Here is a 21,373-nt window from a genome sequence, read left to right on the forward strand (position 1 = left end):
CAATTGAGGAACGCTCGATGATCATCAATTCGCAAAATCTCGACGCGCTGCGCGTCGGCTTCTCGACCGCCTTCCGGCGCGGCCTCGGCCAGGCGACCAGCATGTACACGCGCGTCGCCACCACCGTGCCGTCCTCGACCAAAGACAACGCCTATGGCTGGCTCGGCAAGATGCCGAACATGCGCGAGTGGATCGGGCCACGTCATGTGCACGGGATCTCCGAGCACGATTACCGGATCAAGAACAAGTCGTTCGAACTGACCATCTCGGTCGATCGCGACGACATCCGCGACGACAACATCGGCGTCTACGAACCGATGTTCGTTGAGATGGGCGAGTCGGTGACCGCAAGCCCCGACATGCTCGTGTGGGGCTTGCTGAAGGCCGGTTGGACGACGCCCTGTTATGACGGGCAGAACTTCTTCGACACCGACCACCCGGTGCTCGACGAGGAGGGAGTGGTTCAGTCCGTCTCCAATGACGGCGGCGGCGGCGGAACCGCCTGGTATCTTCTCGCCACCCGGCGCGCCTTGAAACCGCTAATTTACCAGGAGCGCGAGAAGGCGCAGTTCGTGGCGAAAGACAACCCCACCGACGAGAACGTCTTCTCGAGGAAGGAGTTCGTCTATGGCGTCGATGGCCGCTGGAACGTCGGTTTCGGCTACTGGCAAATGGCCTTCGGCTCCAGACAGACGCTGAACGCCGCCAACTACGAGGCGGCGCGCGGAGCGATCACCGGCATGAAGGGCGACCACGGCCGGCCGCTCGGTCTTGTCCCCGACCTCCTGGTGGTGCCACCGACGCTCGAAGGCGCCGGCCGCGAGATCCTCAAGTCGGTGCTGGTCAACGGCGGTGAGACCAACAAGTGGGCGAATTCGGCCGAGCTCCTGATGGTGCCCTGGCTGGCTTGACCGAGTTCACGGGCCGCACCGCCGCCTGATGGCGGCTGGCCCTCCGCATGGGCGCCCGAACGGTCGGGCGGCCACCGGTCGGTGGCTCGGCCGTCCGGCCGGGGTGTCCACACTCGAAAGGCAACGACATGGCTAGACAGGCGAAAAAGGAAGCACCCGGCGAGGCTATCGTCGAACAAAATTCCAGCGAGAAGGAGCGGTCTGGTACGGCTCGCGAGGCACCCAGCACCATAGAGGGACGCGAGGCGCACGCCTCGGACGTAGGGGTTCAGCCCGCCGCTCCAAACGGTTCTCCCACCAACGAAGAGCAGGATGGCCCTGCCGTGCCGCCGGGCCGGGCGGCCTGGCTGGCGCTCCAGGAGCTCGACGAGGAGGACGTGCGACGCCGCCATCCGCAGACCGTCGCGGCGCTGCGGGCCTGGGCCGAAAAGGCCGGTAGCCGGGAGGCGATCGAGGTCGGCCCTGCCGTCCGGATCGTGGCCAGGCGCGAAGGTTTCCGCCGCTGCGGCATCGCCCATCCGAAGGCTGCGACCGATCATCCGGCCGAACGTTTCACGCCGGACGAGCTGGAACGGCTGCTGTCGGAACCCAACCTGATCGTGGAGCTCGTCTGAGCGCTATGGCCTATTGCACGCTCCAGGAGCTGACCGACCGCTATTCGGAGCGGATGCTGGTCGAGATCTCCGACCGCGCCGACGCGCCGACGGGCATGATCGATGCCGACTTGATCACCAGAGCGATCGCCGACGCCGACGCGCTGATCGACGGTTATCTGAAGGTGCGCTACCGGCTGCCGCTTGCGAGCGTGCCGCGCCTGGTGAAAGACCTGTCGCTGCGCATCTCGATCTACTACGCCCACGCCCATGTCGCCGCGGAAAAGATCAGGCGCGACTACGAGGAGGCGCTTAGCAGCCTGAAGCATATCAGCCAGGGTCTGATCCGCCTCGACCTGGATGGTGTTGAACCGGAGGCGTCGGGCGCCTCGGAAGTGCGCACCAACAATCCCGAACGGCCGATCACTGCCGCCACGATGAAGGGCTATATCTGATGCCCCATTCGACAGGCTCAGGAGGCGCGCGCATTGAGCTCACCGGCCGCGAGGAAACGCTTTCCTTCCTTGCCGATGCGGTCGGCCGTACCGACGACAAGCGTGGCCTGTTCGACGCGATCGGCGCTTCGCTGGTCCTCTCGACGCAGCAGCGCTTCGAGCGCGAGGAAGACCCCGAGGGCAATCCCTGGCCGGATTCGCTGCGCAAGCTGGTCGAGGGCGGGCGGACGCTGACTATGACGGCGCGTCTCGTCTCCTCCATCACCCATGAGGCCAGTGCCAGCGCTGTCGCGGTCGGCACCAACGAGATCCACGGCGCGATCCACCAGACCGGTGGAACGATCCGCGCCAAGACCTCGCGCGGCCTGCGCTTTCGCGGTCCCGGCAATGGCGGATGGGTGACGACACAGGAAGTCACCATGCCCAGGCGCGCCTTTCTCGGCCTCGACCAGGACGATGAGGCTGAGATCCGCGCCTTGTCGGCCGACTGGCTGGGCGCCGAGGATGACGCGGGAGGCGGCGATGCTGGTCGCTGACCTGGTCGGACGCATCGAGGCCGGCGTTTCGACGCTCGCGGGACGTACCGAGACGGCCGCCGAGCTTTCGGAGCTGATCCGTCGCAAGGCGTTGCCGCAGGCCTCGCCCTTCGCCTTCGTGCTGCCGCTCGGCCTTCATGCACACGGCCGCGGCGAGGCGGGCGCCGGGGCTTTCATCCAGGCCGTCGACGAAGCCTTCGCCGTGATCTTGTTCGCCCGCGCTTCGGGCGACATCACCGGCGGCAAGGCGCTGCCCGGCATCGATGCGCTGGTCTGGGCGGTCATCGAAGCCATCTGCGGCTGGGGGCCTGACGACGCCATCGGCGTCTTCCATTTGCGCCGCGGCCAGCTCCTCTCAGCCGAGGCCGGCGCCGTCATCTATCAGCTCGATTTCGGGCTCCAGCAACAGGTGAGGATCGTCGCATGACCGGAAAGCCGAAACCTGCGGAACGTCCGCCGCTGCCCGCCGCCGGCGGCAGCTTCGTGCGCCAGCCCGACGGTTCGCTGTTGCGCGTCGATCGCGCCGAAGGCGAAGCCGCCGACCGCTCGCCGTCCGACGTTTCGGACGCCCCGTCTGGAGCGAGCCGCGAAAGCGGCGACAGCGTGAAGACAAAGAGGAGCACTTAAATGCCGATCAAATGGCGCTCGAAGATCCTGCTCGCCAAGATCGAGGCGGCCTATGGGGTCGATTCCGCTCCCACCGGCGGCGCAAACGCCATCCTCGCCACCAACATCGTGCTGACGCCGATGGAAGGCCAGGACGTGTCGCGCGAGCTGGAGCTGCCGTGGCTGGCCGCCCAGGCGACGATACCGGCCGGCCTGCATGTCCGGCTGCAGTTCCGCGTCGAGCTCGTGCCCTCCGGTGCCGCCGGCACGGCACCCGCCTGGGGGCCGCTGATGCGCGCCTGCGCCGTCGCCGAGACGGTGACGCCGGCAACCAGTGTGGTTTACAATCCCGTGACCGATGGCCACGAGAGCGTGACGATCCATTTCTGGATCGGCGGCACGCGCTATGTGGCGCGCGGATCGCGCGGTACGGCTGTCCTGCGCTTCACGGCCCAGGCCGTTCCCTACCTCGAATTCGACTTCCGCGGCCTGTTCGCCGTGCCCTCTGAACAGGCGCGGCCGACACCGACGCTGACCGCCTTCCTCAAACCCGACCTGGTGACGAGCGCCAAGACGCCGAGTTTCGAGATCGGCGCGCAACCCTTCGTCATGCGCTCCTTCGCGCTCGACCTCGGCAATGCCATCGAGATGCGCTTCCTGGTCGGCTCCGAAACGGTCCTCATCACCGACAAGGCGGAAAGTGCTGCGGCGCAGGTCGAGGCGGTGCCGCTGTCAACCTTCGATCCCTACACGGCTGCGCAGGATCAGACGTCGCTCGCCGTCGAGCTGGTGCATGGCACGGTCGCCGGCCGTATCGCCACGCTCGACATCGCCGCCGCCCAGCTCCAACGGCCGGCTGGCCTGGAGAACGCACAGGACGTGCTGGAATGGCCGCTGCGCCTCGTGCCGCTGCCGGTGGCCGGCAACGATCAGTGGACGCTAACGCTCACCTAGGAGGCAATTTTGACCTACCGGCTCGACCCCAACCCCGAATTCTGGGCGCAAGTGACCGTGCGTCGGCCCGGCGAGCACGCGGAGCCGGAGACGTTCCGCGCAAAGTTCCGGGCGCTTTCGATCGAGGAATTCAACGAGCACGACCTTTCCGCCGAGGAAGGAACCCGCGCCTTTCTGGACGATGCTCTCCGTGACATCGACGAGGTGGAGGCGCTGGACGGTTCGCCGCTTTCCTTCACCGAGGCCGTGCGCGCCAAGATGATCGGCGCCCCGCATGTGCGGGCGTCCCTCGTTGCCTCCTATCTCGGCGCCTTTCGCGAGGCGCTCTCGGGAAACTGATCGCCGCCGCGCGGGCCTGGGTGGCGGGCGCGCTGTCCATGGGCGGGGCCGACGGGGCCGGCGCGGCGGGGGAATGGCGGGAAGCGGCCGACGACGCCAGGCGCTGGGGAATGGACGAGCCGGACATCGCCGCCTTGGTGGCGGCCTTGTCCGGCCGCCGGTCGGCGGGGTTTGCCGGCGTCTGGCCGGACAATTGCCCGGCCGTGGACGCGTTTCTCGCCGCGGCCTCGCAATGGCGCACGGCGCTGGTCGTCGAAGGAGGACGCTTGAGGATGATGTGGATCGGGCTCGACTATGCGGGGGCGGCGGTCGCCTGGAAGGCCGGCGGCCGGATGATCGACGCGGCCGTCTTCGCCGGCGTCCAGGCGATCGAGCTTGCCGCCCGCGCGGCCATGAACGGCGAGGTGTGACACCGTGGCACTTCGTCTTGCCCTGGTCATCGAAGGCGATGCCGCCGGCGCCAAGAAGGCCCTGCAGGAGGCTGCCGGCGGTGTCGACGAACTCGGCAGGAAGGCCGACCAGGCCTCGCGCAAGATCGAGCGGGTCGGCCGCGTCGAGTGGAACGACGCCGAGTTCGACCGCGCCCGCAACGGGCTGAAGGCCACCGCCGACGAAGGCGAGCGGGCGGCCGAGAGCGTGCGCGCGGTGGCCGACGCCGGCGGCCGGGCGGCGCCCGAGATCGGCAAGATGGGCGACGCGGCAGAAGTGGCCGGCGGCAAGGTCGGCGCTCTGGGCACCGTGCTGATCGGCGCCGCTGGCGGCCTGGCGGCGGGCATCGCCATCACGGCGATCGGCGAAGGCCTGAAGATCGCCGCTGGTGCCGCCGCCGATCTCGTCCGCGAAATCACCTCCAACCAGCCGAAGATCGCGCGGGCGCTGGAAGATCATGCGGGGCTTGTCGCCAAGGTGAAAGGCGCCTGGGCCGAGGCATCGGGCGCGGCTTCCTCCTATGGTCTCAACGCCGCATCGGTTCTGCGTTTCGAGAGCCAGCAGAATGTCGGGCGGCTGGAAGAGGCGACGCGCGCATCGCAACGCGATCTCGTTCAAGGCAGCGATGCGCTGCGGCCCTCGGATGTGCTCGGCAATCCGTTCGGCCGGTTCGGCCCGCTGAAGGCCGAGGTCGAGGGCTTTCGCCAGGAGCTGCGCGAGGGCCAGGCCGATGTGATCGAGTTCCGCCGCCAGGTCGGCGCGATCGCCGGGGCCTTGCCGAAGGACTCGCCGTTCCGCCGGCTGGCCGAGCAGATCCTGGAGGACACCAAGGCTGCCTCCGAGTTGCAGGCGGAACTGGAGCGGTCGCGCGATCTGCTCGATGGCTTGCAGGGCGACGCCGAGGCCTCGGCCACGGCGCTCGGCGGCTCTGCCGAGAAATACCGCGACCTCGGCGGCGCGGCGGGCGAAGCGGCGCCGGCGATCGGCGCTGGCGCCGACGAAATCCGCCGCTCGGGCGAAGCTGCCGCCGGCGCCAATCCGGCGCTTGCCGAAACTGACCGGCTGTTGAAGTCCATCGCCGGCGGCGCCGCGGTGCCCACCGATCTGCTCGGCTCGCCGGCCCGCGCCGCCGCGACGCCGCTGACCGAGGGCCGAACGTTCGCAGGCGGCGGGTTCACCGGCCACATGCCGGCCGACCGGATCGCCGGCCTGGTGCATGGGCGCGAATATGTGTTCGACGCGGCATCGACCTCCCGCATCGGCGTCGCCAATCTCGATGCCATCCGTGCCGGCGTGGCGGGCTATGCCAGTGGCGGTTATGTCGGCGCTGTGCCCTCCGGCCTTTCGGGTCGTTCGCCCGTTGCCGCCTCGGCCGAGGATTTCCGCATCCTGTCGGGCTCGCTGCACCAGTTCCTCTCCGCGATTGCCCAGGGGCAGGATGTGATGAAGACGCTTGCCGGTGTCGTCGACCGCGTCAGCCAGCGCTTTCTCGATTTCGCCTTCCGCGCCCTCGACCAGGCGCTGCTCGGCGGCGGCAGTGGCGGCGGCGGGCTCCTGGGCGGCATCGTCGGTGCGGTTGGCCAGGCATTCGGATTCGGCGGGATCGGCGGTAATGTCTTCCCGCCGGCGCCCCTGGCGCCGGTCGGCCTCTACCATGGCGGCGGGCGCGTCGGCGCCGGGCCGCAGCTCTCACGCGCCGTGCCGGCCTCCGTCTTCATCGGCGCGCCGCGCATGCACACGGGCGGCTTGCTGAAGCCCGGCGAGCGGCCGGTGATCGCCATGGACGGCGAGGAGATCGGCTGGCCCGATCAACTGGCGCGGAAGTACGGACAGGGTCAGACCGTTGTCAACAACTTCAACATCGAGACGCCGAACCCGAAAGCCTTCGCCGAGAGCCGTGCCTCGGTCGCCCGCGCTGGCGCCCGCTTCGCCAGCCGCTTTGGAAGGTATAGCTGATGGAGAGTGATATCGCTCACGGTCCGCATCGCTCGCTCCGCTCGCTGGACCTCCGCGAGGGCGCCCGAAACGTCGGGCGGGCAGCGGTCGCTGCCTTGCCGGCGACAGGGAGGATCTAGTGCCGGCGCCATTCCTCGACGCGGCGATCTTTCCGATCCACGTTTCGGCCGGCTCGCCGGGTGGGCCGGACTGGCCCGCCGAGATCGTTCCGCTCTCCTCGGGCCGCGAGGAGCGCAATTCCGCCTGGTCGGCGCCCTTGCGCAGCTACGACGCCAAATACGGTGTCCGCACGCCGGCCGAGCTCTACGAGGTGCTGTCGCTCTACCATGCGGCGATGGGCCGGCTGTCAGGCTTCCGCTTTCTCGACTGGACCGATTACCGTTCGGCCGCGCCGCACCAGGCGCCCACGGCCACCGACCAGCAATTGGGCGTCGGCGATGGCGTCGAGACCGCATTCCCGCTCGCTAAGCGCTATTCCTTCGCCGGCGCCCATCACGACCGCAGGATCACGCGGCCCTTCGGCACCGTGCTGGTGGCGATCGACGGCGCGCCGCAGGGCGCCGGCTTCGCCGTCGACATGACCTCCGGCACGGTCACCTTCGCCGCCCCACCTGCCAATGGCGCCGTCCTGACCTGGGGCGGCCAGTTCCATGTGCCGGTGCGCTTCGACTGCAAGCTCGATCAGATCTCGCTGCGCACGGCGGCGATCGGCGACATCCCGTCGATCTTTCTGAAGGAACTGCGCGAATGAAGACGCTTCCAGCCGGCCTGCAGGCGCTGCTCGATTCCGGCGTCACCACGCTTTGCAATTGTTGGCGCATTGCGCGCCTGGATGGCCAAGTGTTCGGCTTCACCGATCACGACAGGCCGCTCACCTTCGCCGGCACCGCGTTCAAGCCCGAGACAGGCCTGTCGGCCTCCGAGGTTTCCTCGTCGCTCGGTCTTGCGGTCGACACGATGGAGGTTGAGGGCGCCGTATCATCCGCCGAGATCACCGAGGACGACATCGCGCTCGGCCTTTGGGACAATGCGGCGGTCGAGCTCTGGCGGGTCGACTGGACGGATGTCGACAACCGCGTGATCCTGCGCAAGGGCTCGATCGGCGAGGTGACGCGCGGCGACGTGGCCTTCATGGCCGAATTGCGCGGCCTGGCGCACGCGCTCAACCAGGAGCGCGGCCGCAAGTACCAGCGGCCCTGCGACGCCGTCGTGGGTGACGCCCGCTGCACGGTCGATCTCGACACGGCCGCGTTCAAGGGAACGGGAACCGTGACGACCGTCTCAGACGACAGGCTGGTGACGGCGTCCGGCCTGTCGGCCTTCGCCGACGAGTGGTTCGCGCAAGGCGTGCTCACCTGGACGTCCGGAGCCAATGACGGGACCGTCACCGAGGTTTCGGGGCATCTGAAACAGTCGGGCGGGCTGGCAGGGTTGACGCTGTGGACGCGGGCTGCCCGAACGATCGAGCCCGGCGACACGTTTTCCGTGACCGCCGGCTGCGACAAGCGCTTCGCCACCTGCAAGGCCAAGTTCGCCAACCAGCTCAACTTTCGCGGCTTTCCGCACATTCCCGGCAATGATTTCGCCCTCGGCACCGCCAAGCGCAGCGGCGACAATGATGGCGGGAGTTTTTTTAATGGTTAGCGCTCACGGGCCGTATCGCTCACTGCGTTCGCTGGCCCTGCACGAGCGCGCCCGAAACGTCGGGCGGCCGGCGGTCGCCGGCTCGGCCTGCGGCCGGGAGGCGCTTTCATGACTGACGTGGCACGCTTGTTCCGTCAGCGGATCGTCGCCGTCGCGCGCGGTTTCGACGGCGTCGCCTATCGCCATCAGGGCGCCGATCGCCATGGCTGCGATTGCCTTGGCCTGGTGCGCGCCGTGTGGCGCGAGCTGTACGGCTTCGACGCCGAGGCGCCGCCGGCCTACGGCCCGGCCTGGGCCGATCCCAGCGGGGTTGAAACGCTGTTGAACGCCGCTTCAAGACACCTTCAACCGCGCCCGATCGCCGCCATGGCGGCAGGCGATGTGCTGGTCTTCCGCTGGCGGCCGGGGCTTGCGGCCAAGCATTGCGGCATCCTCACCGCCGACGACCGCATGATCCACGCTTATGAGTCCGCAGGCCGCGTCGCCGAGGGCCACATCGCCGACGCCTGGCGCCGACGCATCGCCGGAGTATTTTCTTTCCCAGCGCCAATCCATTGCAAGGCAACCACCCCGGCCGAAGGCCGAGGCAGCGACCGCTGCCCGCCCGACTTTTCGGGCGCCCCCACGGAGGGCCAGCGCGCAAAGCGCGCGATACGGCCCGTGAGTGAGAACTGATGGCCACCATCGTCCTGGGCGTCATCGGCGCCTCGATCGGCGGCGCTTTCGGCGTCATCGGTGGGCTGGTCGGCCAGGCGGTCGGGGCGCTGGCCGGCTCGTTTGCCGATCGCGCCATCGTCAACGCGCTCACCCCGCCGGTCAAGCGCGAGGGGCCGCGCCTGACCACCAGCGACATCCAGACGGCCACCGAAGGTTCCGACATCGACCGCGTCTATGGCCGCACCCGCGTCACCGGCGAGATCTTCTGGGCAACCCGCTACGAGGAGGTGGCCAAGACCGAGCGCGCCGGCGGCAAGGGCGGGCCGCGCGTCGAGACGACCACCTATCATTATTACGGCAATTTCGCCGTCGGCCTTTGCGAGGGGCCGATCGCCGGCATCGGCCGCATCTGGGCCGACGGCAAGGAGATCGACCAGACGGGGATCGAGTTCCGCGTCCACCGTGGCACGCAGGCGCAAAGCCCCGACCCGCTGATCGAGGCCAAGGAGGGCGCCGGCAACGCGCCCGCCTATCGCGGGCTCGCCTACCTCGTCTTCGAGCGCCTGCACCTGGAATCCTATGGCAACCGCCTGCCGCAGATCGCTGTAGAGGTGTTCCGGCCGACCGGCGCGCTGGAGCCGCTGGTGCGCGGCGTCGCCGTCATTGGCGCCAACGAGATGGGCTTCGAGGTCGAGGAGGTGCGCGTCATCCACCAGTTCTTCGGCGGCATCCTTTTGAACCGCCACACCAAGGTCGATGCGAGCGACTGGATCGTCTCGATCGACCGGCTGCAGATGCTGGCGCCGAACGTCCGCCAGGTGCTGCTGGTGCTGCCCTGGTTCGGCGACGATCTGCGCGCCGGCCATTGCACCTGCCGGCCGAAGGTCGACGACAACGAGAAGGAGACCAACGTGCCATGGTCGGTGGCGGGCGTCTTCCGCATCTTTGCCGACCTGGTCAGCGAGGCCGCCGGCGTGCCGGCCTTCGGCGGCTCGCCCTCCGACCAGGCGGTGGTGACGGCGATCCGCGATCTCAACGCGCGCGGCATCGATGTCACCGTCGTGCCGTTCCTGATGATGGACGTAGCCGGTGCCAACGCTTTGCCCGATCCCTATTCGGACAACGCCGCTTCCATCGGCCAGCCTTCCTATCCCTGGCGCGGCCGCATCACCTGTTCGCCGGCGCCGGGCTTCGCCGGTTCGCCCGACAAGACGGCGGCGGCCGCAGTCCAGGTAGCAAGCTTCCTCGGCACGGCCAACGCATCGCATTTCGGCGCGGCCGGCGAAGCGGTCGTCTATTCCGGGCCAGCCGAATGGTCCTATCGCCGCTTCATCCTGCACTACGCCAAGCTCGCGGCGATCGCCGGAGGCGTCGAGAGTTTCCTCATCGGCACGGAAATGCGCGGCCTGACGGAGGTGCGCGCGTCGTCTTCCGCCTATCCCTTCGTTGCCGGGCTGAAGGCGATCGCCGCCGAGGCGCGCGCGCTATTGGGGGGCAGCGTCAAGATCGGCTACGCCGCCGACTGGTCCGAATATCATTCGCACCGGCCGGCCGACGGCTCGGGCGACGTCTATTTCAACCTCGATCCGCTCTGGTCGGATGCCGATGTCGATTTCATCGGCATCGACAACTACCTGCCGATCGCCGACTGGCGCGACGGCACCGGCCATCTCGACTACGACGCTTCCGGCCCGACCACCATCTACGACCGCGCCTATCTGGCGGCGAACGTCGAGGGCGGCGAATATTACGACTGGTATTACGCCTCCGATGCCGACCGCCAGGCGCAGGCGCGCTCGCCGATCGCCGACGGCGCCTATGGCAAGCCCTGGGTGTTTCGCCAGAAGGATCTGCGCAATTGGTGGCTGAACGCGCATCACGACCGGCCAGGCGGCATCGAGGCCGGTGCGCCGACCGCTTTCGTGCCGCAGGGAAAGCCGATCCGCTTCACCGAGATCGGCTGCCCGGCGGTCGACAAGGGCGCCAACCAGCCCAACGTCTTCGTCGACGCGAAATCGTCGGAAAGCGCCTATCCGCATTTTTCCACCCGCGCCCGCGACGACGCCATGCAGCGCGCCTTTCTCGAAACGGTCCTGTCCCACTGGTCGGACAACAATCCGCATTCGCCGGTCTATGGCGGGCCGATGGTGGCCATCGACCGCGCCTGCATCTGGGCCTGGGACGCCAGGCCGCATCCGTCGTTTCCGCAGGATCTGCGCTGGGGGGACGCGGTCAATTGGGAGCTCGGCCATTGGATTTCCGGCCGGCTGGGCACGGCGCCAGCGGCCGAGACGCTCCGCGCGGTGCTCGATGATGCCGGTTTCGCCGATCACCATGTGGCGCCGCTTTCGACGATCGTCGAGGGCGTCACCACCGGCCGGGTGCTGTCTGCCCGCGCCATGCTTGAAGCCTTGCAGGCGGTCTACCAGTTCGAGGCGGTCGAATCGGACGGGCTGATCAAGTTCTCGCCCAGGCTGGGGGCGCTGCCGGTGGCCGAGCTCGATGGCGAAGGGCTGGCGGTCGCGGCCGACACGGCGGCCCGCTTTCGCCAGACGCGGGCGCAGGAGACAGAACTGCCGGCGGCGATCAAGCTCGCCTATGGCGATCCGGGCCGCGACGACCAGCCGGCCTCGGCCGAGGCGCGGCGCTCGGCCGGCGGCTCCCAGCGCGTCGTCGAAATGGCCCTGCCGGCCATCATGAGCGAGGGCCAGGCGACGCGCATCGCCGAGATCGAGCTTTCGCGCGCGTGGATCGCCCGCGAGCGCGCCGAATTTTCCCTGCCGCCGTCGCGCCTGGCGCTCGACCCGGGCGACGTGGTCGATTTCCTGCCGACGCGGACGACGCTCCGGCTGACCGGCATCCATGACGCGGGCCTGCGCCGCGCCGAAGGCCACCGGGTCGACCCGCTGGCGGCGGCCCCGGTGCCGCGCGCATCCTCGCCGGCGCCGACCCCGCCCGTCACGCTCTATCTCAAGGCGCGCCTGGCGCTGATCGATGGGCCGCTCCTGAAGGATGCCGACGCCGACCACGCCGGCTATTTGGCGGGCCTGATGAAACCGTGGCGGACGGGCATGGCGGTGTTCCGCTCGGCCGGCGAGACGGATTTCTCGCTCGATGCGCTGCTCGCCCTGCCGTCCACCAGCGGGCTCACCACGGAGGATTTCCATGCCGGCCCGGTGTGGCGCTTCGACCGCGGCAACACGCTGACGGTGCGGCTTGCGAACGGCTCGCTGTTTTCCGCCACCGAGCGCCAGGTGATGGACGGCGCCAACGCGGCGCTGGTCGAGAACCAGGACGGCGAATGGGAGCTCGTCCAGTTTGCAACAGCGACGGCGCTGGGCGGCGGCGCCTTCGCGCTGACCGGCCTGCTGCGCGGCCAGAAGGGCACCGAACACGCCATGCGCGCGCCGGTGCCGGCGGGCGCGCGCTTCGTGCTGGTGGACGAGGCGGTCGGGCAATCGACGCTCGATGCGGCGGCGGTCGGGCTCGCCCGCAACTGGCGCTTCGGGCCGGCCGACCGTGACATCGCCTCGGCCGATTTCGACAGCCAGGCCTTCACCTTTAAGGCAAAAGCGCGCCGGCCGCTGTCGCCGGCCAGGCTGACCGGAAGGCGCCACCCGGCGAGCGGCGACTGGCAGCTCTCCTGGATCAGGCGCACGCGCATCGGCGGCGACGCCTGGGGCGTCGAGGACGTGCCGCTCGGCGAGGCCGACGAGCGCTACCGGCTGGAGATCCTCGACGGGCCGGGAGGCAGCATCCTGCGCGCCCTCGAGCTGACGACGGCGAGCCGCCTTTATACAGCCGCCGAGCAGGCCGCCGATTTCGGCGGCGTTCAATCGACGTTTCACGTGCGGGTGGCGCAGAGGAGCGCAAGCTTTGGCCTCGGCATCTGGCGCGAGGTGCTGATCCACGAATAGGAGCTCATGATGGCCGACACGACGAAACTCCAACTGCCGATGATCGCCGCCGACCAGGCGCAGAAACACGTGCCGGTCAATGAGAGCCTGGTCCGGCTCGACACGCTGGTGCAGATGGCCGTCAAGGACCGCGACCTGACGGCGCCGCCCGGCGCGCCCGGCGATGGCGACGCCTATATCCCTGCCGCCGGCGCGACCGGCGCCTGGGCCGGCTGGGACCTGAACGTCGCCGTCTGGTCGGGCGGAGCCTGGGCAAAGCTTGCGCCACGCGCGGGCTGGCTGGCCTTTGCCGAGGACGAGGCGCAGGCGCTGATCTTCGACGGCGCCGCCTGGCGGACGCTCGCCGAGGCGCTGGGACTGATGGCTCTGGCCGCCTCGACCATCGTCTCGCAAGGGCCGGCCGGCAGCGCCAACGCCATCGTCGTCGCCGAGGAGCTGCTTGCCGGGCTTGCGGGCGCCAGCGTCGATTCGACCGTCCTCATTCCCAACCGGGCGATCGTCTTCGGCGTCTCGACCCGGACGGTGACGGCCGTCACCGGGGCCGCCTCCTACGATTGCGGCCTTGCCGGAGAGCAGTCGAAATTCGGTGGCTCACTGGGGGCCGCACCCGGCTCGACCAATGCCGGCGTCATCGGCCCGCAGGCCTTCTATGGCGACACGGCGATCCGCCTGACCGCCAATGGCGGCGATTTCACCGGCGGTGCGGTGCGCATCGCCATCCATTATTTTCTGCCAACAGTGCCGCAGTCATGAGCCGCGACAACCAGCAAAGAAGGAGCAAACCCGACCAGGCCAGTTCACGAATCCGCCGCCGGCGGATGCAACCAAGCCCGAGAGGCCATGCCGATGACAGAGATCGTCTTCAACACCCCCGAACCCGTCAGCCTGAACATCCAGCAGGGTGTGCCCTTCGCCGCCTCGCTGGCATCGCTGGCGGCCCTTGGCCCTGAGCATGGGCTGGCCTATCTGCGGCCCGGCCCCTACGCCTTCATCTGGCGGGTCCAGCCGGCACCGGCCGACGTGCTCGTCGAACAGATCATGCCCGGCCATCTGCTGTGCCGGAACACCATCCTGCAGCGCAGCGACGACACGCCGTCGGGTGTCGACCAGCTGTCGTTCAAGTTCGTCGTGGTGGCCAATCCGACCGCCCACGCCAATACGGGCGGTACTGGCTGGCTGATGCCGGGCAGCCTGATCGCCGCGGCCTCGGCGCTGCCGTCCGGCTGGGCGCCGGTCAACGCTTCGCCCTATCCTTATTGACCACGGATGGCCGGCGCCCGTGAAGGGCGCCGGCGGCGGGCCTGTCGCCAAACAATCCCCGCCCGACGATGACCATCGATAACCGCCGCACCCGCCGCCCTTTCGGGCCGGGCGAGTGTGGCTGCGATCGGGTTAAATCGGCATGAAGGACAATTTTGGGTTTCGCGACGTGGCGCCGGTGCGGCCGGCCGCTGCCTATATCGGCGGCAAGAGACGGCTTGCCGCCGAGCTCTGCCGGCGCATCGCCGCCGTGCCGCACCGGGCCTACGCCGAGGTGTTCGTCGGCATGGGCGGTGTGTTCTTCCGCCGGCGGTCGGCCCCGCCGGCCGAGATCGTAAATGACGGCAATGGCGAGGTGGCGAACCTGTTTCGCATCCTGCAGCGGCACTATCCGCAATTCATGGAAACGCTGCGTTTCCAGATCACCTCGCGGCGTGAATTCGAGCGGCTGAAGGCGAGCGATCCCTCGACGCTGACCGATCTGGAGCGCGCCGGCCGCTTCCTCTACCTCCAGCGCCTGGCCTTCGGCGGCAAGGTGACCGGCCAGAATTTCGGCGTCGATCCGGCCGCCTCGGCCGGCTTCAACCTGACAAGGCTGGCCCCGCTGCTCGAAGGCGTCCATGAACGGCTGTCGGGCGTCACAATCGAGAACCTCGACTGGCTGGCTTTCATCGACCGCTACGACCGGCCGGCGACGCTGTTCTACCTCGATCCGCCCTATTGGGGCTCGGAGGGCGACTACGGCAAGGCGCTGTTCGGCCGCGATCAGTTCGCCGCGATGGCCGGGCGCCTGGCGCGGCTGAAGGGGCGCTTCATCCTGTCGATCAACGACCGGCCGGAGGTGCGGGCAATCTTCGCCGGCTTCGCCATCGAGGCCGTCACGCTCACCTATTCGATCGCCGGCGGCAGGGGAACGCCGGCGCGCGAGCTGATCATAACGAACACTCGCTCTCACAATTCCGATTGAACTAAGCAGTTAGGCCGGCTCGATGGCCTGCATCGGTTGCGAGAGGGTGACGTTCACGCGGAGCCGGAGAGAGGGAACGTTCCGTGTTTGTCTACTGCGCTCGAACTTCATCCATGCCGGGGCGGATCAATATCTGATCCCCTCAGATTGGGGAACTCAGTCTGGCAGTTGCTTGCGGTTCATATTGTGAGCAATCTGCTTCTCTTGTTCTTTAATGTGGGTGGGTGCGATGAGTTCAATGAAAATGACGGATATCCTCGAATACAACGAGCAAATGCCATTCTCGAATTATGACCTTGTTTTAATGCATTTGCACGAGGCGTCCCGCCTGGCGGCAAAGGTGCCGGATTTCAAGGAACACCAACTATTCTCCTACCTTCTTGGAATGTGTGTCGAATTGCTTGTTCCGCAGCAGGCTCCTCGACGCCTTCCAGATGGCCGGCGAACGCACTGAAGCAAAGCTTCGGGCACGACACGACGCCAATCATTGTTCCGGCTCGGATGAAGGTTGTTTCATTTGGCCTGCCAGGCTTAGTCGGTAGGCCGTCGGCGTGCGGGGGCACCTGTGAACTGGCGCAAAGCCTAACGTCGACGTGAAAAGCGTTGATAGACCTGGACCCAGAAGTCCGCGCGTTGCGCTTCCGCGGTGCGCTCGCAAATGAGGGCGCGTAGGAGTGCTTCCCCCGCGGCGGCAGACCCTAGAGCATTGACCAATGCCAACGCAGCCTCGTCGACCGAGGAGGTGCTTTCAAGCTCCGAGGCATCTTCCTGATCGGAAATCGAACGCCAATCTTTTGAGCCCATCCGTCGTCCTCAGATTACACTTAACCGATCAAATCTTTGACAGTACTTGCCATATGGTTGCAATCAGGAGATGATTTCATCGTTAATCGCCCGGGGGGGGGGCGATCATTATGCATCAAGGCAAAATTGAGAGCGCGCTCGGACAAACTTCATTGGCCTTCAACCTCATCGAAAAATCCGATTCGATAGAAGGTGCGATCGAGACTCTGCAGCACATCTTCCAAGTCCAGCATGTCACCTTTCACCTTGCTAACGTCAATTTCGGGCCAATCGACTCTCCCTTTGTCAGAAGCACCTATCCGCCTGAATGGATCGCCAGGTACTTGCTGAAAGGGTATGTGGACGTGGACCCGGTCGTGGCGACCGGATTCTCAGGAATGCTACCGTTCTTCTGGTCGGAATTGGAGATCGACGAGCGATCCATGTCGATGATGGCGGACGCTCAGGCATTTGGGCTTGGCGCAGACGGCTATTCCATTCCTGTCATCGATAAAAGCGCTCGACGGTCTCTGCTTTCGTTCAGCGCCGACGCTCCGACTGGAACGTGGAAGCACTATATTCGTAACGTTGCTGCGGACTTGGCCGAGATGGCGCATATTTTGCACAAGAAGGCGCTGATGGAGGCCGGGTGTCGGTTTAGCGTTCATCTCGGACCCCGTGAAATCGAGTGCCTCTACTGGCTGGCGCAAGGCAAGGACGCCGGGACAATCGCCGACATCCTGATCATATCAGAACACACAGTGCGCAGCTATTTGAAGTCGATCAGGCACAAGCTCAGTTGCTCGTCTTTGCCTCAAGCCGTGGCAAAAGCGATAACCATGCGCCTGATAACGCTATAATTGCCATCCCCGACTTTGCGGGAACCAATTCTGGGAAATTGTCGCTGCCCCGCGCTTGTCCGAGCTTCATTCCGTCACTGAAACGACGGAGGGCGGGATGTTTTTTGCGATCCAGGCAAATGCTTATGAGAAGAACACGGGTATTCTCGATCAGATGTTCAGGTTGAGGAAACAGGTCTTCTTCGATCAGTTATGCTGGCAGGTCGAAGTGCAGGGTGACTATGAGCGCGATCGCTATGATGACCTCGGACCTGTCTACCTGGTCTGGGCCGACATCGAAAGGGAAGTGCTGTATGCCGCGATCCGGCTGATGCCGACGACCGGCCCGACACTCCTCTATGACGTCTTCTACGACACACTGCCGGATGCGGCCCATCTGTCGGCTCCCGGTATCTGGGAAGCCACTCGGGCTTGTGTGCATCACGAGAACCTCGAGCGGGACTTTCCTGGTGTTTCACCGATGCGCGCTTTCGGACTGATGTCGCTCGCATCGGCCGAATGTGCCTTTGCACATGCCATCAGCACAATCGTCGTTAACTACGAACCCTATCTGAAGCGTGCCTACGCAAGCGCCGGCGCGCTTGTTGAAGAGATCGGGCGCGCCGGTGGCTATGGTCGCTATCCCGTATGCTGCGGTCTTTTTGAGATATCTGAAAGCGTGATTCTGCGGATGAGGGCAAAGCTTGGCCTGGAGGGGTCGATTATTGGGACCGAGAACGCGTCGCCGCTTCAGCTCACAGCCTAGAAGCGGCCCGTCTGTCCACGCTTCGTGTACGGTTCCGGCTTGTCCAGCGCGTCCACTTTCACCAGCCCGTCATCCGGCAGCGGCTCCTGCAGTGCCTTCGCCTCGCCCCAGGGCGCGCCGGTCATGGCTCGTCCCACCACAAGGTTCTGATTGCGTGAGGTCCCGGCTTCTTCAGATGTTTGTCGATCTTCTTCTGAAGAATTGCCGGCGAGCCCTGTCCAATGATCCCATGATAGGAGCAATAGGCCTCGTAGTAGCCGCCCTTGCGTGCCACGTCGAAATTCACATCCGACACCATCTTTTCGAACTCTTCGGTGACGTCGATCTCGTCGGCCTTGCTTCCCATGGTACCCCCCATCATTGTCATCGCGCGGTCGTCGGCGAAACGCGAAGGTACCCCCAGCTGACGACGCTTTCCAGCGCCTCTATCCTGCCGGCCAGATAGTCGTTCTCGCCCATCAGGGCGATCACCGCCTGGCGCGCCGCAGGCCGCCTGGCCGAGCTGCTTGTTTCGGGAAAAAGGGTGATCGTGCGGACCGGCAAGGACCAGTACGGCCGCACGCTGGCGGTGGTGCTGGTCGATGGCGAAAGCGTCGGTGCGAAGCTGATCGAGGAAGGCCACGCCCACCCATGGGCCGGCCGCCGCGAGACTTGGTGCAAATAGCCTTCAACGCCCGTTCAACGGTTCAAACGAGGTTGACGAATCGATGCCAAGTGAAGTTGCGCGTTCGTGCCAACTGAAATTGCGCGCTACACCAATATCCCAGAATTGCGCATATCAAGCGCGAGCTCAATAGAAGAACAAAGTGGCTCCCCGGGCCGGATTCGAACCAGCGACCAACCGGTTAACAGCCGGTTGCTCTACCACTGAGCTACCGGGGAATGCCTGTGCTCGTGTCAGTGGCGAGGCTATAGCAAACCGCATTCGCCTTTGCAAAGCGGCAATTTCACTTTTTTCCGACTTTCACCGCGTCTGCCTCGCTTTCGCGCCGATGGGTTCTCATATAGAGGGCTTGCCCGCCGTGCAGCAGAGACGGTAGTGCGGCGGAAGGTGCCGGTGACGCATGCGTGGCCGTACAGGAAACAGGACGATGGCTGGACCCGAATGAGCGACGGAACCGAGACGAAAGACACTGCCGCGCGGCCATCCGTGTCTCTGATGGGGCGGCGCATCCCGATACCGCGCTCGCGGCTGGCGCGGATCGCCGGCGGCATCGGCCTGGTTGTACTTGGCCTGTTCGGCTTCCTGCCGGTGCTGGGGTTCTGGATGATTCCGCTGGGCCTGCTGGTCCTCTCCTACGACATAGCGTCGGTTCGCCGCAGGCGGCGCAGACTGGCCGTCTGGTGGAACCGGCGGCGTCACCAGCGCTGAGGTTGGGGAAGGGGAGCGGTGGTTCAGGCGTCAGGCAAGAGCTGCGATCAGTCGGGGAACTGGTTGCGGGTGTCCAAAAGATCCGTCGGCAGCAGTTCGACGTCCTGGTTGCGGCCGGGGATGACACCGAAATCGCGCTGGTAGATGCGGTCGCGATTCTTGGCGATGATCGTGTATTCGCCTTCGGCCAGAACCATCGACGCATAGGCGCCGACCGTTTCGTAGACGATTTCGCCCGTATCGGTGAGGATCGACCAGGCGGTGTCGGCAATGGCCTCGCCGCCGCGTTCGCGCACCAGCTTGAGCGTCAGATCGGCGGCGCGGTGTTCCACCGTCGCTTCGGTCAATTTGCCCGCCTCGACACGAATGTCCGAGCGGATCAGCGCGTTGACCGAGCCGTAGTTGGAGACAACGTGGTAGGTGCCCGTGTTGAGGCGAACGATGCTGCCGGGCTTCACGTCGGGAATGATCAGCGCGCCGTCGCCGATCGCCTCCTCGCTGACTTCATAGATCGAGAAGCGCAGCTGGTCGGGCGGAATGCGCACGCCGCCAGACAGGACGGCGTTGAGCTTGAGGCCGCCGGCATCGAGAACCAGGTCCTCGCGATGCGGCTCGCGGCCGACCGTGATGCGCTTGGTGGCGCCGGCGCGTCCATAGGCGGCGTGAACGAGGTAGCTGCCGGGGGCGAGCTGAAAAACGCCGGTGCCGCCGCGCGCGGTTGCCACCAGGGGCAATTTCTCGTCCGGTCCAGTTTCCGTGCCGAACACGCGCCACACAAGGCCGGTGTGAATTTCGCCGGCATCGTTGGCCAGATGCGCGGCAAGGGTGATCTCGCCTGTTCCCTGCAAGGTGAGCGGACCACCCAGCGCGGCCGGCGCGTAATTGTTGAGGCCGGGGAGACGCAAACCGTCAATCGCCGCCGATGCCTCCACTTGCGCGGCGGCCTGCAAGACCACGGATGGCGAACCAGCAATGAACGTCAGGGCAAGAACTGCCTGGGAAAGTCGGCGCATGGTGCAACTTCAAGCCCAAGCCGGTGGCAATTTCAAGGCGATTGTGCGATTTCAGGCCTGCGTGCCTCCAGCCGCAAGCCAGCCGCAAGCCAGCCCAAGCGTTCCCACCCGGGTTTTTCACCGACAGGAGACAGACAGTGCATCCATCCGTGCTCAATTTCATGCTGGAGCGCAAATCGACGCCGATCCAGGATCTGAGCGCACCTGCGCCTTCGGACGCGGAGATCGAGACCATTCTGACCGTGGCTTCGCGCGTGCCGGACCATGGCCGCCTGACGCCATGGCGGTTCATCCTGTATCGCGGCGAAGAGCGGCTGCGGATCGGCGAGGCGCTGGCGGCGTTGGCCGAGCAGCGCGAGGGCGCGCTGCCGGAATTGCGGTTGGAGAAGGAGCGGACGCGTTTTTCGCGCGCGCCGCTGGTCATCGGCGTCGTCTTCGTGCCCAGGAAGAGCCCGACCATCCCCGAATGGGAGCTGTTCCTGTCGGGCGGCATGGCGGCGATGAACCTGATGATCGCGGCCAACGCGCTGGGTTACGGCACCAATCTGATCACCAACTGGTATTCGGACGATGCCGAAGGGCGGCGCCTGTTGGGGCTGGCGCCGGAGGAAAAGGTGATCGGCTTCGTGCATATCGGCAGCACCGAGGGAGACGCACCGGAGCGGCCGCGCCCGGACGTGGCATCACTGGTATCGACGTATCGCGGGCCGTGGGAGGGGTGATGTTCTACGAACCGGCAAATGGGCACGGCCTGCCGCACGATCCCTTCAAGGCGATCGTCGCGCCCCGGCCGATCGGCTGGATTTCGAGCATGGGACGGGACGGCGCGGTCAATCTCGCTCCCTATTCCTTCTTCAATGCGATCTCTTCCGATCCGCATCTGGTGCTCTTTTCGTCGGAAGGGGCGAAGGACAGCGCGACCTTCGCCGAGGAGAGCGGCGAATTCGTCGTCAATCTGGCAAGCCGCGACCTGGCCGAGAAGATCAACGCCAGTTCCATCGACGCGCCGCGCGGCGTCAGCGAGTTCGCCCATGCCGGATTGACGGAAGCGCCCTCGAAGCTGGTTGCGCCGCCGCGCGTGGCCGAGTGCCACGCGGCGCTCGAATGCAAGGTCACGGAGGTGCGCAGGCCGAACGGGCTGAACGGCAAGCCGGCCGGCGTGATCGTCGTCACTGGCGAGGTGATCGGCATCCACATCGACGAGGCCGTGCTGAAGAACGGCCTGTTCGACGTGGTCGCCGCCGGCACCCTGGCGCGGCTCGGCTATCGCGATTACGCGGCGGTGACCGAAGTGTTCGAAATGGTCAGGCCGCGCTGGAAGGGCTAGTTCTACAGTTGCGATTTGGAGTCGCGCTCCTTCGCGGTAAATCGCAGCT

General features: G+C 66.4%; 27 protein-coding genes and 1 tRNA gene. 24 read left to right on the forward strand and 4 right to left on the reverse strand.

Annotated features, from left to right (window positions below; genetic code table 11):
• The first annotated feature begins 17 nt into the window (after nucleotides 1–17).
• The 20 genes from AB843_RS09590 to AB843_RS09685 all read left to right on the forward strand — a co-directional run bounded on the left by AB843_RS09590 (nucleotide 18) and on the right by AB843_RS09685 (nucleotide 17,612).
• Nucleotides 18–911, forward strand: coding sequence for a Mu-like prophage major head subunit gpT family protein (locus AB843_RS09590; protein WP_048646598.1), 894 nt, complete (start codon nucleotides 18–20; stop codon nucleotides 909–911).
• A 128-nt stretch (nucleotides 912–1,039) separates the two neighbouring features.
• Nucleotides 1,040–1,525, forward strand: coding sequence for an HI1506-related protein (locus tag AB843_RS26270; protein WP_157384470.1), 486 nt, complete (start codon nucleotides 1,040–1,042; stop codon nucleotides 1,523–1,525).
• 5 nt (nucleotides 1,526–1,530) lie between these two features.
• On the forward strand, nucleotides 1,531–1,959 hold the full coding sequence (locus tag AB843_RS09600) for a gp436 family protein (RefSeq protein WP_048646600.1): 429 nt from the start codon (nucleotides 1,531–1,533) through the stop codon (nucleotides 1,957–1,959).
• Nucleotides 1,959–2,495 carry a phage virion morphogenesis protein gene (locus tag AB843_RS09605; RefSeq protein ID WP_048646601.1) on the forward strand — a complete coding sequence of 179 codons (537 nt, stop codon included), beginning with the start codon at nucleotides 1,959–1,961 and terminating at the stop codon, nucleotides 2,493–2,495. The genes AB843_RS09600 and AB843_RS09605 overlap by 1 nt, the downstream gene beginning before the upstream one ends.
• The gene (locus AB843_RS09610; protein WP_157384471.1) at nucleotides 2,482–2,922 is read left to right on the forward strand and encodes a phage tail terminator protein; all 441 of its coding nucleotides are present in this window, start codon (nucleotides 2,482–2,484) and stop codon (nucleotides 2,920–2,922) included. The genes AB843_RS09605 and AB843_RS09610 overlap by 14 nt, the downstream gene beginning before the upstream one ends.
• Nucleotides 2,919–3,122: a hypothetical protein gene (locus AB843_RS09615; protein ID WP_048646603.1), complete on the forward strand. Its 204-nt coding sequence runs from the start codon at nucleotides 2,919–2,921 to the stop codon at nucleotides 3,120–3,122. Before AB843_RS09610 ends, AB843_RS09615 begins: the two co-directional genes overlap by 4 nt.
• Nucleotides 3,123–4,055, forward strand: a complete 933-nt coding sequence (locus tag AB843_RS09620; RefSeq protein ID WP_048646604.1) for a phage tail tube protein — start codon at nucleotides 3,123–3,125, stop codon at nucleotides 4,053–4,055. It begins immediately after the preceding gene.
• A gap of 9 nt (nucleotides 4,056–4,064) precedes the next feature.
• Nucleotides 4,065–4,394, forward strand: a complete 330-nt coding sequence (locus AB843_RS09625; RefSeq protein ID WP_048646605.1) for a hypothetical protein — start codon at nucleotides 4,065–4,067, stop codon at nucleotides 4,392–4,394.
• A gap of 38 nt (nucleotides 4,395–4,432) precedes the next feature.
• Entirely contained in the window at nucleotides 4,433–4,804 is a 372-nt protein-coding gene (locus AB843_RS09630) for a DUF1799 domain-containing protein (protein WP_157384472.1), read from the forward strand.
• A gap of 4 nt (nucleotides 4,805–4,808) precedes the next feature.
• Nucleotides 4,809–6,779: a hypothetical protein gene (locus AB843_RS25980; RefSeq protein WP_048646607.1), complete on the forward strand. Its 1,971-nt coding sequence runs from the start codon at nucleotides 4,809–4,811 to the stop codon at nucleotides 6,777–6,779.
• A 118-nt stretch (nucleotides 6,780–6,897) separates the two neighbouring features.
• Nucleotides 6,898–7,530, forward strand: a complete 633-nt coding sequence (locus AB843_RS09640; RefSeq protein ID WP_048646608.1) for a DUF2460 domain-containing protein — start codon at nucleotides 6,898–6,900, stop codon at nucleotides 7,528–7,530.
• A complete protein-coding gene (locus tag AB843_RS09645; RefSeq protein WP_048646609.1) occupies nucleotides 7,527–8,423 on the forward strand; it encodes a DUF2163 domain-containing protein in 897 nt (298 codons plus the stop codon). The genes AB843_RS09640 and AB843_RS09645 overlap by 4 nt, the downstream gene beginning before the upstream one ends.
• A gap of 108 nt (nucleotides 8,424–8,531) precedes the next feature.
• Nucleotides 8,532–9,098: an NlpC/P60 family protein gene (locus AB843_RS09650; protein ID WP_082143738.1), complete on the forward strand. Its 567-nt coding sequence runs from the start codon at nucleotides 8,532–8,534 to the stop codon at nucleotides 9,096–9,098.
• A complete protein-coding gene (locus AB843_RS09655) occupies nucleotides 9,098–12,997 on the forward strand; it encodes a baseplate multidomain protein megatron (RefSeq protein WP_048646610.1) in 3,900 nt (1,299 codons plus the stop codon). The genes AB843_RS09650 and AB843_RS09655 overlap by 1 nt, the downstream gene beginning before the upstream one ends.
• 9 nt (nucleotides 12,998–13,006) lie before the next feature.
• On the forward strand, nucleotides 13,007–13,750 hold the full coding sequence (locus tag AB843_RS09660) for a DUF2793 domain-containing protein (protein ID WP_206412839.1): 744 nt from the start codon (nucleotides 13,007–13,009) through the stop codon (nucleotides 13,748–13,750).
• Between the two features lie 93 nt (nucleotides 13,751–13,843).
• Nucleotides 13,844–14,257, forward strand: coding sequence for a hypothetical protein (locus AB843_RS09665; protein WP_157384473.1), 414 nt, complete (start codon nucleotides 13,844–13,846; stop codon nucleotides 14,255–14,257).
• Nucleotides 14,258–14,399: 142 nt separating this feature from the next.
• Nucleotides 14,400–15,224 carry a DNA adenine methylase gene (locus AB843_RS09670; RefSeq protein ID WP_048646613.1) on the forward strand — a complete coding sequence of 275 codons (825 nt, stop codon included), beginning with the start codon at nucleotides 14,400–14,402 and terminating at the stop codon, nucleotides 15,222–15,224.
• A 229-nt stretch (nucleotides 15,225–15,453) separates the two neighbouring features.
• On the forward strand, nucleotides 15,454–15,678 hold the full coding sequence (locus tag AB843_RS09675) for a hypothetical protein (RefSeq protein ID WP_157384474.1): 225 nt from the start codon (nucleotides 15,454–15,456) through the stop codon (nucleotides 15,676–15,678).
• 460 nt (nucleotides 15,679–16,138) lie between these two features.
• Nucleotides 16,139–16,867, forward strand: a complete 729-nt coding sequence (locus tag AB843_RS09680; RefSeq protein ID WP_048646615.1) for a helix-turn-helix transcriptional regulator — start codon at nucleotides 16,139–16,141, stop codon at nucleotides 16,865–16,867.
• Between the two features lie 97 nt (nucleotides 16,868–16,964).
• On the forward strand, nucleotides 16,965–17,612 hold the full coding sequence (locus AB843_RS09685) for an acyl-homoserine-lactone synthase (protein WP_048646616.1): 648 nt from the start codon (nucleotides 16,965–16,967) through the stop codon (nucleotides 17,610–17,612).
• Here AB843_RS09685 and AB843_RS25530 read toward each other — a convergent pair.
• Both AB843_RS25530 and AB843_RS09690 read right to left on the reverse strand, forming a co-directional pair.
• Nucleotides 17,609–17,749, reverse strand: coding sequence for a hypothetical protein (locus tag AB843_RS25530; protein ID WP_157384475.1), 141 nt, complete (start codon nucleotides 17,747–17,749; stop codon nucleotides 17,609–17,611). The genes AB843_RS09685 and AB843_RS25530 overlap by 4 nt on opposite strands.
• Nucleotides 17,734–17,958: a hypothetical protein gene (locus tag AB843_RS09690; RefSeq protein WP_157384476.1), complete on the reverse strand. Its 225-nt coding sequence runs from the start codon at nucleotides 17,956–17,958 to the stop codon at nucleotides 17,734–17,736. Before AB843_RS09690 ends, AB843_RS25530 begins: the two co-directional genes overlap by 16 nt.
• A 147-nt stretch (nucleotides 17,959–18,105) precedes the next feature.
• Here AB843_RS09690 and AB843_RS24935 point away from each other — a divergent pair, with 147 nt between their 5' ends.
• Entirely contained in the window at nucleotides 18,106–18,276 is a 171-nt protein-coding gene (locus AB843_RS24935; protein WP_280136295.1) for a thermonuclease family protein, read from the forward strand.
• 143 nt (nucleotides 18,277–18,419) lie between these two features.
• Here the strand turns inward: AB843_RS24935 and AB843_RS09705 are convergent.
• A tRNA-Asn gene (locus AB843_RS09705) sits at nucleotides 18,420–18,494 on the reverse strand.
• Between the two features lie 277 nt (nucleotides 18,495–18,771).
• Between AB843_RS09705 and AB843_RS09710 the strand changes: the two genes are divergently transcribed.
• Nucleotides 18,772–18,984: a hypothetical protein gene (locus tag AB843_RS09710; RefSeq protein WP_087587084.1), complete on the forward strand. Its 213-nt coding sequence runs from the start codon at nucleotides 18,772–18,774 to the stop codon at nucleotides 18,982–18,984.
• A gap of 47 nt (nucleotides 18,985–19,031) precedes the next feature.
• On the opposite strand, the gene AB843_RS09715 is transcribed toward AB843_RS09710, so the two are convergent.
• Nucleotides 19,032–19,997: a hypothetical protein gene (locus tag AB843_RS09715; RefSeq protein WP_053086116.1), complete on the reverse strand. Its 966-nt coding sequence runs from the start codon at nucleotides 19,995–19,997 to the stop codon at nucleotides 19,032–19,034.
• Between the two features lie 137 nt (nucleotides 19,998–20,134).
• Here AB843_RS09715 and AB843_RS09720 point away from each other — a divergent pair, with 137 nt between their 5' ends.
• Together AB843_RS09720 and AB843_RS09725 are read left to right on the forward strand one after the other, a co-directional pair.
• Nucleotides 20,135–20,719 (forward strand): nitroreductase family protein, encoded by a 585-nt coding sequence (locus tag AB843_RS09720; RefSeq protein WP_087587076.1) that lies wholly within the window; start codon nucleotides 20,135–20,137, stop codon nucleotides 20,717–20,719.
• Nucleotides 20,719–21,324, forward strand: a complete 606-nt coding sequence (locus AB843_RS09725; protein WP_048646620.1) for a flavin reductase family protein — start codon at nucleotides 20,719–20,721, stop codon at nucleotides 21,322–21,324. The genes AB843_RS09720 and AB843_RS09725 overlap by 1 nt, the downstream gene beginning before the upstream one ends.
• Nucleotides 21,325–21,373 lie beyond the last annotated feature (49 nt).

The sequence above is a fragment of the Nitratireductor soli genome, assembly GCF_001050155.1.
GTDB lineage: Bacteria > Pseudomonadota > Alphaproteobacteria > Rhizobiales > Rhizobiaceae > Nitratireductor > Nitratireductor soli.

Bases quoted from the DNA above. Each gene is read 5' to 3' on its own strand.
- AB843_RS09645 (WP_048646609.1), top strand. From the start codon at position 7,527: ATGAAGACGCTTCCAGCCGGCCTGCAGGCGCTGCTCGATTCCGGCGTC.
- AB843_RS09725 (WP_048646620.1), top strand. From the start codon at position 20,719: ATGTTCTACGAACCGGCAAATGGGCACGGCCTGCCGCACGATCCCTTC.
- AB843_RS09670 (WP_048646613.1), top strand. From the start codon at position 14,400: ATGAAGGACAATTTTGGGTTTCGCGACGTGGCGCCGGTGCGGCCGGCC.
- AB843_RS09610 (WP_157384471.1), top strand. From the start codon at position 2,482: ATGCTGGTCGCTGACCTGGTCGGACGCATCGAGGCCGGCGTTTCGACG.
- AB843_RS09615 (WP_048646603.1), top strand. From the start codon at position 2,919: ATGACCGGAAAGCCGAAACCTGCGGAACGTCCGCCGCTGCCCGCCGCC.
- AB843_RS09690 (WP_157384476.1), bottom strand. From the start codon at position 17,958: ATGGGAAGCAAGGCCGACGAGATCGACGTCACCGAAGAGTTCGAAAAG.
- AB843_RS09650 (WP_082143738.1), top strand. From the start codon at position 8,532: ATGACTGACGTGGCACGCTTGTTCCGTCAGCGGATCGTCGCCGTCGCG.
- AB843_RS09590 (WP_048646598.1), top strand. From the start codon at position 18: ATGATCATCAATTCGCAAAATCTCGACGCGCTGCGCGTCGGCTTCTCG.
- AB843_RS26270 (WP_157384470.1), top strand. From the start codon at position 1,040: ATGGCTAGACAGGCGAAAAAGGAAGCACCCGGCGAGGCTATCGTCGAA.
- AB843_RS09685 (WP_048646616.1), top strand. From the start codon at position 16,965: ATGTTTTTTGCGATCCAGGCAAATGCTTATGAGAAGAACACGGGTATT.
- AB843_RS09660 (WP_206412839.1), top strand. From the start codon at position 13,007: ATGGCCGACACGACGAAACTCCAACTGCCGATGATCGCCGCCGACCAG.
- AB843_RS09605 (WP_048646601.1), top strand. From the start codon at position 1,959: ATGCCCCATTCGACAGGCTCAGGAGGCGCGCGCATTGAGCTCACCGGC.
- AB843_RS09600 (WP_048646600.1), top strand. From the start codon at position 1,531: ATGGCCTATTGCACGCTCCAGGAGCTGACCGACCGCTATTCGGAGCGG.
- AB843_RS09715 (WP_053086116.1), bottom strand. From the start codon at position 19,997: ATGCGCCGACTTTCCCAGGCAGTTCTTGCCCTGACGTTCATTGCTGGT.
- AB843_RS09665 (WP_157384473.1), top strand. From the start codon at position 13,844: ATGACAGAGATCGTCTTCAACACCCCCGAACCCGTCAGCCTGAACATC.
- AB843_RS09675 (WP_157384474.1), top strand. From the start codon at position 15,454: ATGAGTTCAATGAAAATGACGGATATCCTCGAATACAACGAGCAAATG.
- AB843_RS09620 (WP_048646604.1), top strand. From the start codon at position 3,123: ATGCCGATCAAATGGCGCTCGAAGATCCTGCTCGCCAAGATCGAGGCG.
- AB843_RS09630 (WP_157384472.1), top strand. From the start codon at position 4,433: ATGGGCGGGGCCGACGGGGCCGGCGCGGCGGGGGAATGGCGGGAAGCG.
- AB843_RS09680 (WP_048646615.1), top strand. From the start codon at position 16,139: ATGCATCAAGGCAAAATTGAGAGCGCGCTCGGACAAACTTCATTGGCC.
- AB843_RS09710 (WP_087587084.1), top strand. From the start codon at position 18,772: ATGGGGCGGCGCATCCCGATACCGCGCTCGCGGCTGGCGCGGATCGCC.
- AB843_RS09655 (WP_048646610.1), top strand. From the start codon at position 9,098: ATGGCCACCATCGTCCTGGGCGTCATCGGCGCCTCGATCGGCGGCGCT.